Origin of the sequence: Paenibacillus sp. FSL R5-0341 (assembly GCF_037975235.1) — a bacterium.
GTDB classification, from domain to species: domain Bacteria; phylum Bacillota; class Bacilli; order Paenibacillales; family Paenibacillaceae; genus Paenibacillus; species Paenibacillus amylolyticus_A.
Window position 1 is genome coordinate 5780897 of sequence record NZ_CP150241.1, and the last position, 13039, is coordinate 5793935.

Here is a 13039-nt window from a genome sequence, read left to right on the forward strand (position 1 = left end):
CGGTCACCCCTCTCCTTCAGCCGGTTCAGAAAAAAAGAAGGCTGAAAATCAGCCTTCTTTATGGCTTCGACACCGCGGACGAAATATCCTTTGAGACATTTTCGATCGCGCGTTTCAGCTGCGCATCATATTGAGGATTGGCAATACGTTCAATCAGAGCCGCTTCCAGTGATTCAGCGGTTTTCTCGTCAATCTGGCCTGTAGCCTGAATGCCTTTTTGCTTCTGGAATGCCTTGACCGCTTCTTCTGTCTTCTGGTCGTAGTATCCGTCCACACGATCCGGTTTGAAATCGAGTCCTCTCAGCATCGTCTGCGCACTTTTCACATCCGTGCTATTGCTGTCATATTTCAGTGGTAACTTTTCTTTATTAATCGGTGCCACCGAGAAATAATCCGGTTGGTCTACCGCAATATCCGGTTTGATTCCTTTTTCATGAATCCAGTCCCCGTTCGGAGTGAGCCATTTGGCAATGGTGATCTTCAGCAAGCTGCCATCACCCATTTGCTTGTCATAACTCGTCTGTACGGTTCCTTTACCAAAGGAGTTTTCACCGATCAACTTAGCACCTGCTGACTGTTGCAAGGCTCCGGCCAGAATCTCCGACGCACTCGCGCTACCTTTGTTCATCAGCACTGTGATTGGATAAGCTTTCGCTGATCCATTGGATTTACTTTGTTCCTTTTTGCCGTTCTTGTCTTCGACTTGCACAATAACCTTGCCTTTAGGAACAAACTGTTCAGCAATATCAATCACGACTTGCAGTACACCGCCTGGGTCATTACGAACATCGATAACCAGACCTTTCATGTTCTGCTTCTCAAGTTTCGCCAATTCTTCTTTAAAGCGATCGCCCGTATTCAGAGAGAATTGGGTAATGGCAATAACGCCAATTCCGCCGTCCTCCATGTGAGCATATACGGTCTCCAAATCAATGTCATCCCGTACAATAACAAATTCAATCAGTTCGGAAGATCCGGCACGTTTAACCTGTACCTTCGCTTCACTGCCTTTAGGGCCTCTGATTTTGTTAACAGCCTTGTTCAGTTCCAATCCCTGCAGGGATTCTCCGTTTACCGACATAATCATGTCTTTCGCACGAATACCCGCTTTCTCGGCAGGTGATCCTTTGATCGGGGAAACTACAACGACGTTTCCATCCTGTGAGGACACCTCTGCGCCAATACCGGTAAATGAACCTTCGATCGACTCTTCAAACTGAGCAGCTGTTTCCTGCCCCATATAGTTGGAGTACGGATCACCAAGGGATTCCATCATGCCGTTGATCGCACCGTCAATCAATTTGGTCTGATCCACATCTTTATAATAGTTGCTTGAGATCAAATCCATCGCGGTTTCAATCTTCTTCAAATCGTTCTTCTGCTGCGTATTGCCGGTTACACTGGCCAGCAAACCTTCGCCGGCTGTGGTCTGGCTTGCTATTCCCGGATACGTCATTAATACCAGGGTTAGTAAACTACCGCCAAGCAAACCTACAATGACAAGCAGTAGCGCCGATCTTTTCTTCATCATCCGTTTGTCACCGCCTTTAGTTTTAAAGCGTGTCAGATTCCATGATTGCCAGAATCCATTCCCTGAACATGCCAGCTTAGTATATGTCTAGCTTGTACGGAATATGTTTTTTCCATTCGGTCTGTGGATGAGGAAATTACAAATAGTTCATTGGATTGACAGCTGTACCATTATCTCGTACTTCAAAGTGCAAGTGAGGTCCAGTAGAGTTTCCTGTATTTCCTGACTCAGCGATAGTATCACCTTTGCTCACGGTGTCTCCCTTGCTGACTTTAAATCCACCTTCGCGCAAGTGACCATATAACGTCCATAGTCCGCCACCATGATCCACAATAACCGTATAGCCATAACCGCTATACCATTCAGCCATGATTACAATTCCGCCGGAGGCAGCATGTACAGAGCTTCCCACAGGCACAGCGAAATCAACACCGTTATGCATCTTACCCACTACACCCGTAATTGGATGGGTACGGGGACCGAATGGAGAAGAAATACGTCCTCCAGATACCGGTCTTGAGAAGATACCATTACCGGATGAATAGGTAGGCTCACTACTGCTATCCGAGCTGACTCTAGTTGGAGCCTTAGCTGCTGCCTTCGCTCGAGCGGCTGCGGCGGCTTTTGCTTTGGCTGCGGCTGCTGCCTGTTGTTCACGCAATTTATTTTTCTCTTGAAGAAGTGCTGAACGTTTGCTGGCAATCTGCATCAATACATCTTCCTGCTCTTGTGTCAGCTCTTCTGATTCTTCAATCTTAGCATCATATGAAGCGAGAAGCACTTGCTTTTCCGCTTCTTTTTCATTCAATTGGGACTTGCGTTGTTTCTTCTGTGAATACAGGCTCTTGGCTTCTGCATATTGCACATCCAGTTCTGCCTTTTTGTCCACAACCAGTTGCTTGTCCGCTTTGTGCTCATCCAGCAGATGCTGATCCTGATCCACGATCGTTTTGAGTGAATCCGCACGGGTCAAAAAGTCAGTGAAGCTGGTGGAGGACAACAATACATCCAGATAGGATACAGCACCGTCCGTATACATCAGACGCACGCGTGACTCCAAAAGTTTCTCCCTTGCAACAATACGTTCTTCTGCCGCTTGAAGGTCTTTCTTGGTTGTACGGAGATCTTCCTCCGTGTTCTCGATTTGCAAGGATACACTGGCGAGTTCATCACTAACGACATTGATCTGTTCCATGACAACCTTCAGATAAGCATTGGTTTTGTTCTTGTAATGCTGAGCTTCCTTTTTGTTGGAAGCGGCTTTTTTCTGCTCCTGCTTGGCAGTAGCTGCCTTGTTCTCCAGTTGCTGAATCTGCTGGTCAATATCGCTGATGCTACTCTTGGCATATCCGTCAGAAGGTTGAAGCGTCAAACTGGCCAATAACGTAAAGGCCAGTAGCGAAGCGGTTTTTTTCAAAATGATGATCCCCCATCCTATGATTTCACAAGAAAGCAACCTGCACAGGTGGTGAACAGCATGTTCTTTGCTTTCTTCCAACTTAAAAGACTCCGTCTTTCCTACATATCGTCAAACAGCGTCCAATAGTGAACCTGCTTTACCATTCTTTTCGACATATTCTGCAATTCGATCGATGAAAACAAAATTATACGTTGAGTGATTTCCGAATGGACAGTGTACTTCCCAGAATACCTACCAGCACACCGAGTCCGATCAACAGTGTTCCAAACAGCAGCCAGATTTCGCCGAGCGGAATCAAGTTAAGCATCTGCATGAATACATCCTGACCAATCGTATTCATCAACTGGCTATATCCAACGAACAGCACCCCAACCGTAATGACTGAGCCAATAAATCCAATGAGTGCACCTTCAATAAAGAAAGGCCAGCGAATAAAGGTGTTGGTTGCGCCGACCAGCTTCATAATGCCGATCTCCCGGCGACGGGCCAGAATCGTTACGCGAATCGTATTCGAGATCAGGAACATGGACATCAGACCCAGTCCCCCGACAAAAATAAATCCGATATTACGAACAAGCTTCGTAAATTTGAACAATACTTCCACCGTTTCCTTGCCGTAGTTCACTTTCATGATCGGCTTCTCCGGGTGTTTTTCGTTCAGGGCTTCGATTTTTTGCGCCACAAAAGTGACGGTTTCCGGTTCAATGACCTCAACTTCAATGGTCTCCGGCAGTGGATTGTTGTCCACATCGAAACCGCTAAGCACGTTATCTGCACTGTCTCCAAGACGTTCACGGAACTCCTTGAGTCCTTCTTCCTTGGAAACAAAACGAATCTCACTTACTTCAGGCATCGCGCTGATTTCTTGCTCCAGCGTGTTACGCAGGTTCTCGTCCACATTCAGTTCAAGGAACGTGCTGATCTCCACCTGGCTATCAACTTGATTCGCCATGGAATTTACATTGAGCACCAACAGCATGAACACGCCAAGAATCAACAGCGACACAATGATGGACATGATGGAGGCCACAGACATCCAGCCGTTGCGGAATACGTTTTTGAATCCCTCCCGCAGATGGCGCAAGAGAGTACTAAAATTCATAACCGTATTCCCCTCTCATCTGATCCCGTACAATCTGTCCACGTTCAATGGCGATTACCCGTTTACGCATCGTATTCACGATATCTTTGTTGTGGGTCGCCATAACAATGGTTGTTCCCCGGAAATTAATCTCATCCAGCAGTTGCATAATGCCCCATGACGTCTCCGGATCAAGGTTACCTGTAGGCTCATCCGCGATAATAACCGATGGGTTATTGACGATAGCCCGTGCAATCGCAATACGTTGCTGTTCCCCACCTGAGAGCTGTGAAGGTTCACGATTCGCCTTGCTGCGCAGACCCACCAAGTCGAGCACTTCCATGACTCGTTTCTTGATATGCCGCTTCGGCGCTTCAATAACTTCCATGGCAAATGCCACATTCTCAAATGCGGTCATCCGTGGCAGCAGACGAAAATCCTGGAACACAACGCCGATGTTACGACGCACATAAGGAATCTTTCTTGGTTTCAACTTACCAATATTAAATCCGTTAATGGATATTTGTCCTTTGGTCGGAACTTCTTCTCTGTACATCAATTTCATAAATGTCGATTTGCCTGCGCCGGACGGACCGACGATATAGACAAATTCATTGCGGTCGATCTTCACCGACACCCCTTGTAATGCGTGGGTCCCATTGGCGTAGGTCTTCCACACGTCCTGCATTTCTATCACATCATCACTTCCTGCTCGCATAGTTAGCCATTATCATTTCGACACAATCCCGGCATTTCCTTTAAAAAGACCTGAATTTCATCAGGAAAAAATCCACGTCGTTCCTATTTCAATGGTGAAGCATGGATTCATATGAAGTTTATTGTAACAAATTTGTTACCTATTGAGTACCCGAAAGTTTTCCTGCATTGGATCATATATATAGAAAGTGTTACAAAGTCGGGAACAACTGAAGTATAAAGGAGCGTACGGTTATGAAAAAAATACATTTGACGGTCATTGTTGTATTCTCCATCCTCTTGATCGGCTCCGCGTCCTATGGATTGTTGTATATGTACGTGAATCAGCCTGCCCTGCCCAAAGACATTCATGTTGGCGGCATGCCAGTGCAAGGGAAGAACCATAAAGATGTACTGCATGAACTGGAGGAGAAGATCAAAAAGCTCGAGGACTGGCCTGTCACTCTTGAGTTGACTGAACCTGACCCCAAGACGATGACGTACAGCGCAGCTCAGGTGGGTGTAAACTACAACGTTAACGGCTTCAAGTCCGCGATAAAAGAGCTTGAGGAAGGGGATGTATGGGAACGCGCTTATGCACGTTATCATTTTCCGAAAGAGTTCTCTCTGGATATGAGTTACGACTTACGATCACTCCAAGAACATCTCAACCCTGCCTGGGAAAAAGAAACCTTCGGTACACCTGCGAACGCCGTTCGACGCATTACCGCAAGTGACAAAGTCCAGTATATCCCGGAAAAAGGCGTCCGCCGTGTTGATTGGGATACACTCACAAATCTCATTCAAACCAAGCTGCACCGAGATTTTAGCGTACTGAACCCGGATGAGAAACAAGCCCCATTGCTGATCCAGGTACCACTGTATACGCTGACGCCTGAAGTAACCCTTGATTCCCTGCGCCAGGAAGGCATTGACCGGAAGATCATCCAGTTCTCCACGGGTCTGGGCAATAGTAGTGAAGGCCGGATACATAATGTCAGCGCAGCAGCGGAAGCGATTAACGGTATGATTTTGCCACCGGATGCCACATTCGATTATGAGAAGGTCGTCCGTAAAGCGGAGAAAGATTACGGGTTTCGTGAGGCCCCGGTCATTGTCAATGGAAGACTGACCCCCGGAATTGGCGGGGGAATCTGCCAGGTATCCAGTACAGTGTATAACGCAGCGCTGTTGACGGGTCTTGATATTATTGAGCGTCGCAACCACTCCCTGCCGGTCAAATATTTGCCGAAAGGACTGGATGCCACCTTTGCCTCGGGAGCCATCAACTTTCGATTCAAGAATAATACCGGAAAATCCTTACTCATTCATGCAGAGGTGAAGAACCACCAATTGATGGTGAAATTTTTTGGCACATTCCCGGAGAATGTCAGCTATGCACTTGAATCTCGCACCATTGAAACATTAAGTGTTCCAGTGAAATATGTGTCCAGTACAGTACTGCCTGATGGTGCACAGCAGGTGCTGCAAGACGGACAGCCAGGATATATTGTCGAGACGGTACGAACCAAGAGGGTAGACGGAAAAGTAGTCGAATCCAAAACGATTACACGAGATACGTACAAAGCTCAGAATCGTCTAATTGCCCGCTCAGGTCATAGCAGCCTGCCTGATCCACAAGAACCTTCTGTTGTCGAGGACGGGATCAGCGATACGAAACAGCCTTAGGGCTTTTGTTCGAAGCATCTGATCACTTGTACCAGCATAAAAAAGAGCACAGAGTTCAATCCGTAATTTAATCATTCACGGGTAAGCTGATCATACGAAAACAAAAAAAGACACACTTTCCGCCCCCTTTTGAGGATACGTGAGAAGTGTGTCTTTTCATTATTAAAATAAGTTATTCAAGTTTTTAATAGACTACGGTTAGCCCATATTTCATAACTTATAGTTTTCTGCATAACGGCTTAGTGACCGCCTGTGTATTCTCCTTGCTCTTCGCCTACGACCATTTTCTCTTTTCCCATGAAGAAGGAAGCGACCAACGCGAGTGCAGCCGGAATCACAGCCCAGGCAAATAACTGCACGATGGAAGAAGACAGGGCATGTGTGATGGTGTCCAGCACCTGAGGCGGAATCGCCTGTCTGAGTTCTGGTGAGAGTAACGCATGCGGATCGGTCAGATCCACTCCCTGCGGCACGCCACCCGCTGAAGCACCGCCTGCTTCCGCAGCTGAACCAGCGAGAGCATCGTTCATTTTACGCGTAAATACCTGGCTCTGTACGATACCAAAGATCGTAATGCCCATCGTCATACCGAGGGACCGCAAAAAGTTAAGTGTGGAGCTTGCGGCTCCGCGTCTTTGCGGTTCAAACGCATTCATGGCTGCATTGCTAAGTACGGAGAACGAAGCACCGACACCCAGACCAACCATCACCATGTAGATACGTATCGTCCAAAGAGAAGAATTCTCATCCAGTGTGGTCAGCAATCCAAGTCCAATAACAAGTAAGGCTAACGTAGGGATCATGATATTACGATACTTGATTTTGGTCATCAGCACCCCGCCCAAGGACGCCGTCACAACGGACCCAAGCATCATGGGTAGCAGCACAAGACCGGAGTTGGTCGCTTTACCACCAAGTACCCCCTGTATGAAGATCGGAATGTACACGGATGCTGTAATGAACGCCGCACCACTGAACATACCAATAACGTTACTGGACCAGTAGACCCGGTTGCGGAACATGCTGAAGGAGATGATTGGTTCTTTGGCTTTGGTTTCTGCAAAAAGGAAGAGCAGCGCTAATGCTACAAATCCGGCAAACAAGCCAAGAATCTGCCAGGAACCCCAGGCAAATGTTTTGCCGCCCAGTTCCAGACCAAAGATCAGGCACACAACAGCACCGATCAGTGTTACAGCACCCAGCCAGTCGATCTGTTGGGATTGATGCTGATGGGATTCTTTATAAAAGAACGCAATGAACACAAATGCAATCAAGCCTAGCGGCAGGTTGATATAGAATACCCATTCCCATGTCGCATACTGGGTAATGTAAGCACCGAGCAGAGGTCCGAATACGCTGGAGAGGCCAAAGACGGCTCCAAACAATCCACCCAATTTACCACGAGATTCTGGTGCAACGACATCAAACATGATCGTAAAGGCAATCGGCACCAGGGCCCCCGCACCAATACCTTGAATCGCTCTGTACATCGTCAATTCCACAATAGACGTTGCCGTTCCGCACAGCGCTGAGCCAAGCATAAACACAATAATACCAAATACAAAAAACTTCTTCCGTCCATACATATCGGATAACTTACCGAATATCGGCATCCCTGCCATCTCAGCTACCATGTACGCGGAGGTAACCCAGACGAACTTGTCGAGCCCGCCCAGCTTCCCGACAATATCCCCCATAGCTGTTGCCACGATGGTATTATCCATCGAAGCCATTAGTATGCTGAGCAGTAACCCTGCCAGCACCAATCCAATACTGTTTTTACGTGCAACCATTGTACTCAATCTCTCCATTCACGCTCTATTCATATGACTGCATTAGTATATCCGAAAAGAAGTTTTCGTTAATCAGTCCAAGGACCGATTGCTTTGCAGCAAAACTTCCGATTGCGGATGAATTTGCAGAGATGAACGGTATTCCACTGTACCAATCCGGCAGCCAGGACCGATTTTTATTTTATCGCCACGGACAATCTCGGCTTCCGTATTCTCTAATTCAATGTCGTCACCTTCGATAATCTGTGCTTTAAGAATTGATTTATTCCCCGTAAACAAGTCATTCAACCGGCCACTCTTCACCGAGATGATGGAACCACCCATTTCCTTGACCTGGGATGGACCCATGATTTTGAGTGTGATGTGTTCAGCGCTGAGCATCCCCGCTATCGTCAACCGTCCGTTCAGCTTGATATTTTCCGCCTGACAATCCCCTGACAGATGAAGTTCACCGACCACTTTTATATGCTCAGCTTTGGCATGCAGGCCAGATGCCTGGATTCTATCCTCACCATCGTTGCTGGTCTCTCGCTCTGTTAGAGTCAGAGTTCCGATAATTTTAATATCTGTGGATTCAAGCGATCCGTATATGACCGATGTACCCGTACATTTGAATCGATCACAAGATAGATTGTCGTTAAAGGACGCGTCCCCTACGACCTTGATCTTGCCGTACACGCCACCAGAAGAACTGCCATCACCAACGATGCTGATATCCATTTTTTTGTCCAATGAACGCCCAGGATTGTTATTCATGTCGACCCCATCCCTTTCTCTCCATATCCAAACTTTAAATTCGCTGACTGCTGCCCACCTTGGCATCCTGATCTACCTCAAGTTCACCTGAATACTCAACCAGTCTGATGTTACAGCCGCGACCGATAAAAATGTTACTCCCCCGAACAATGTCAGCTTCGGTATCTTCCAGCACAATCTCATCGCCCTCAATTAAGGATGTCTTAAATGACGGGGTCCCGCCCAGGCCAATACTTTTCCAAAATCCATTCTGTTGTTCCTTGCGACGAATATCGATACGCTCTCCGCCAATCTCTTTAGCCGAAGAAGATGTATGCAGCCTGATCTCCACTGTTCCCGCATTCAGTAAGCCGCTGATCTTAATATTGCCCCGTACATTCAGGGACTCACATTGGACATCCCCTTCAATATCGATCACACCGCCAATATCAATTCGCTCCCCATCCACTCTTCCACGTACGGTACACTTTCCGTTCACTTCAAGCTCAGGGCTATGGAGATCTCCGTTAATCGTAGTTAAGCCATCCACCCGAACACGAGAACTGGTCAAAGGACCGTTCAACGTACACATGCCATTAATCGTTGCACTCTCGGAGCTCAAAGCGCCGTGCATCTTCAATGTTCCATTTACTTCCATAGAGGTGCAGTCCAAGTTGCCGTTAACTTTAGCCATGCCATCAATAGATACACGGTGAAAATTCCCGCCTGCCGTTTGACTTATGCCCGACACATTCAGATCATTCCGCTTATTCCGCTCTTCCATAGATGATCCTCTCCTTATCCCAATTTGAGTTTTAATTCTTCCATAAATGTTCCCATCGGCTGCCTAAGAACCACTTTCACACCATTGTCAAAATAAAACTCCGTTCCTGCTGTTATCAGCATGAATGAAGGAACACCCATCTTACGAATAAGCACGAGTTCGCTCGGTTTGCCTGTAAAACGATAATAATGTTCAGACATCACTTCGATCAGCAACGCACCCTCTTGCCGAGTAATATCTCCGCTCATTAACAGCTTATCAAGGACGTAGAGCATCATAATCTGTTCCAAAGCATACAGCGGTTGTTCCCGACCTGCTTCTTTTAACAGATCCAGCGAGATTTGTGAAACAATGTTTCGCTCTAACAGTTGTTGTGCAGACATCTCCACTTCACCCAACGTAGGTGAGAAGACGTCTGCCAGCTCATCCAGCGATAATCCGTCTTTCATATTGAGAATCTTGTCAATGCGCAGTAAAATCTGTTGTTTGGGAAAAAAGGTCTCTTGTCCGGTGTAGGACGACTTCCGAATGAACCATTCTTCCGGAATGAGATTTTTCCGCTTCCAGCGGTATAACTGGCCATATGAGATTCCTGTCAGGTCCAACAATTCTTTCTTGGAGATCAAATCATCTGTCATATATGGTCCCCCTTTTTATTGAAATGAGTGTAACATAACATTGTTACGTTGTAAACCAGATTGAAAAATCGATGATCCGATTACATACTTCCCTTTTAACCACTGGTGTGAAATTCTTTGTTTCCTACTGCAGATCTTGTTATTGCAATGGAAGAGTAATGCGTATAACCTGTTACATATAAACACTTTGGAGGCCTAGGCATCCGATTTCCATCCCATCGTCTCATGTCAGTACACGTGGTTAACGAAATTATGAAAGGGGTTTCTTATACTCATGGCACTTATTAAATGTGATTTTTACTCGGATACGCTCGGGCTTAGCACCAGCATGCATGTCATTCTGCCGCAACAAACCCACAATCAGATCGGTATGGAGAATGTGACTGGCAAAGGGTTGCACCCAACCCTGTACCTGTTGCACGGTCTGTCTGATGATGATTCCATCTGGCTGCGCCGGACTTCCATTGAACGATATGTAGCTAACCTCGGGATCGCTGTTGTTATGCCACAGGTACATCGCAGCTTCTATACGGATATGGTGGAAGGTGGAAAGTACTGGACGTTTATCAGTGAGGAACTGCCAGCACTCGCTCGCTCTTTCTTCCCATTGTCACCAAAGCGTGAGGATAACTTCGTTGCTGGTTTATCCATGGGTGGTTATGGTGCATTCAAGCTGGCTCTTCGTAAACCAGATCAATACGCTGCAGCTGCAAGTTTGTCCGGAGCACTCGATATGTCTGCACATATGGATAGAAATGCATCCTCAGCATTGCAACAGACGGAGTTACAGCGGATTTTCGGACCCGAGGTGGCAGGTACAGAGAACGATCTAATCTATCTGTTAAAAGAAAATCAATCTAGCGAAAGTCCCCGACCTTTGCTCTACCAATGTTGCGGAACGGAAGATTTCCTGTATGAGGATAATCAAACCTTCCGTCAAGCCTGTGAACAGACGAACTTCGAACTGACATACGAGGAAGGGCCTGGTGAACATGAGTGGGGCTACTGGGATGCCAAGATCCAGGATGTATTGAAATGGTTGCCTTTGCCCAAACGGGACTAGTGGAGCATTAGGAGCTACTGAGGATAAAGAAGGCTGGTACTCCGATGACAGAACAACCTTCCTTCCGTTCGCGATTGAATTGAATATATTTAAAGCACATCGCTGTAAAACACAAAAAGCAGGCCGCTGAGAACAAAGTTCTCTGGCCTGCTTCTTTATTGTACTGTCGTATCTGTAAGACACCTATCGTAACCGTGACATTAACCGCGATTCGTAATCCATTGCTCGGTAATCTCCAATACCTTCTCACTGCGTCCAATGGCTTCAGCAACTTGACCCGAAGCAGTTCCACCGTAAACATTACGAGCGTTCACAACCGCTTCCGGTTGCAGCACATCATAGATCCGGTCATCGAACAGTGGGGAGAACTGACGGAATTCATCAATCGTCAGATCCAGCAAATACTTGCTGTTCTGGATGCAGTACAGCACCGTTTTACCAATCACTTCATGCGCCTGACGGAAAGGCAAACCTTCGCCTACGAGGAAGTCGGCAATATCCGTAGCATTGGAGAAATCCTGGTTGACTGCTTGACGCATCCGATCTTTATTCACTGTCATTGTTGCGATCATTGGAGCAAACAGTTGCAGTGCACCCTCCAGCGTCGCTACCGTGTCGAACATGCCTTCTTTGTCTTCCTGCATGTCTTTGTTGTATGCCAGTGGAAGAGATTTCAGTACCGTCAGCAAACCGATCAGGTTGCCGTACACACGTCCTGTTTTACCACGAACGAGTTCAGGAACGTCTGGGTTTTTCTTCTGAGGCATAATGCTGCTGCCTGTGCAGAACGCATCGTCCAGTTCAACGAAACCAAACTCCGTGCTGCTCCACAATACCAGTTCTTCACTCAGACGGGACAAGTGAGTCATGATCAGCGAAGCTGCCGCCAGGAACTCAACGATGAAGTCACGGTCGCTTACTGCGTCCAGACTGTTCTCGTAAACGCCATCGAAGCCCAGTTGTTCCGCCACAAAATGACGGTCAATCGGGAATGTTGTGCCCGCAAGCGCACCTGCGCCCAATGGCAGGATGTTAATGCGTTTGTAGCTGTCCATCAGACGCTCCGCATCCCGTTGGAACATGGATACATATGCCATCAGGTGATGGGCGAACAAAATTGGCTGTGCCCGTTGAAGATGCGTATAACCCGGTACGATGGTATCGAGGTTATCCTTCGCTTGTCCAATCAATGCTTCCTGCAAGGAATGCAGCATGCCTACAAATCCAACCACACGCTCGCGCAGGTACAAGTGCATATCCGTTGCAACCTGGTCATTCCGGCTACGGCCTGTATGTAATTTTCCGCCTACAGGGCCGATCGTTTCGATCAGGTTTTTCTCAATATTCATGTGGATGTCTTCGTCCGATACGGAGAATTCCACTTCACCTGCACGGATTTTGTGCAAAACGGTGATCAGACCTTCTTTGATGGTCTCCACATCTTCCGCCGGAAGAATACCACATTTGCCCAGCATCGTTACATGGGCCAGACTACCCTGAATATCTTCCTCAGCCAAAGCTTTGTCAAAATTGATCGATGCCGTATATTCCTCAACCAAATGATTGGTTTGTTTTGTAAAACGTCCTCCCCACAGCTTACTCACAGTGA

General features: G+C 47.1%; 11 protein-coding genes. 2 read left to right on the top strand and 9 right to left on the bottom strand.

The genetic code is table 11. The features are described 5' to 3' along the window. Window positions 1–58: 58 nt before the first annotated feature. From MKX75_RS26115 to ftsE, 4 genes are all read right to left on the bottom strand, one after another. On the bottom strand, window positions 59–1531 hold the full coding sequence (locus MKX75_RS26115; protein ID WP_062837034.1) for a S41 family peptidase: 1473 nt from the start codon (window positions 1529–1531) through the stop codon (window positions 59–61). A gap of 136 nt (window positions 1532–1667) precedes the next feature. Further along, complete coding sequence (locus tag MKX75_RS26120) at window positions 1668–2948, bottom strand: peptidoglycan DD-metalloendopeptidase family protein (RefSeq protein ID WP_339167400.1); 1281 nt, start codon at window positions 2946–2948, stop codon at window positions 1668–1670. A 187-nt stretch (window positions 2949–3135) separates the two neighbouring features. Beyond that, the gene (gene ftsX / locus MKX75_RS26125; protein ID WP_062837032.1) at window positions 3136–4053 is read right to left on the bottom strand and encodes a permease-like cell division protein FtsX; all 918 of its coding nucleotides are present in this window, start codon (window positions 4051–4053) and stop codon (window positions 3136–3138) included. Beyond that, window positions 4043–4729, bottom strand: coding sequence for a cell division ATP-binding protein FtsE (ftsE, locus tag MKX75_RS26130; RefSeq protein ID WP_024631580.1), 687 nt, complete (start codon window positions 4727–4729; stop codon window positions 4043–4045). The genes ftsX and ftsE overlap by 11 nt, the downstream gene beginning before the upstream one ends. 254 nt (window positions 4730–4983) lie before the next feature. On the opposite strand from ftsE, the gene MKX75_RS26135 reads away from it, so the two are divergent. After that, window positions 4984–6417 (top strand): VanW family protein, encoded by a 1434-nt coding sequence (locus tag MKX75_RS26135; RefSeq protein WP_339167401.1) that lies wholly within the window; start codon window positions 4984–4986, stop codon window positions 6415–6417. Window positions 6418–6656: 239 nt separating this feature from the next. Here the strand turns inward: MKX75_RS26135 and MKX75_RS26140 are convergent, their stop codons facing one another. From MKX75_RS26140 to MKX75_RS26155, 4 genes are all read right to left on the bottom strand, one after another. Further along, a complete protein-coding gene (locus MKX75_RS26140) occupies window positions 6657–8210 on the bottom strand; it encodes an MDR family MFS transporter (RefSeq protein ID WP_338588675.1) in 1554 nt (517 codons plus the stop codon). Between the two features lie 72 nt (window positions 8211–8282). Beyond that, window positions 8283–8966 carry a hypothetical protein gene (locus MKX75_RS26145; RefSeq protein WP_339167402.1) on the bottom strand — a complete coding sequence of 228 codons (684 nt, stop codon included), beginning with the start codon at window positions 8964–8966 and terminating at the stop codon, window positions 8283–8285. A gap of 34 nt (window positions 8967–9000) precedes the next feature. Next, window positions 9001–9729 (bottom strand): polymer-forming cytoskeletal protein, encoded by a 729-nt coding sequence (locus MKX75_RS26150; RefSeq protein WP_339167404.1) that lies wholly within the window; start codon window positions 9727–9729, stop codon window positions 9001–9003. A 14-nt stretch (window positions 9730–9743) separates the two neighbouring features. Continuing rightward, window positions 9744–10367, bottom strand: a complete 624-nt coding sequence (locus MKX75_RS26155) for a YhbD family protein (RefSeq protein ID WP_282320125.1) — start codon at window positions 10365–10367, stop codon at window positions 9744–9746. Between the two features lie 274 nt (window positions 10368–10641). Here MKX75_RS26155 and MKX75_RS26160 point away from each other — a divergent pair, with 274 nt between their 5' ends. Then, window positions 10642–11430, top strand: coding sequence for an alpha/beta hydrolase family protein (locus MKX75_RS26160; protein ID WP_076334012.1), 789 nt, complete (start codon window positions 10642–10644; stop codon window positions 11428–11430). A gap of 200 nt (window positions 11431–11630) precedes the next feature. On the opposite strand, the gene argH is transcribed toward MKX75_RS26160, so the two are convergent. Beyond that, window positions 11631–13034: an argininosuccinate lyase gene (gene argH, locus MKX75_RS26165; protein ID WP_036612430.1), complete on the bottom strand. Its 1404-nt coding sequence runs from the start codon at window positions 13032–13034 to the stop codon at window positions 11631–11633. Between the last annotated feature and the right edge of the window lie 5 nt (window positions 13035–13039).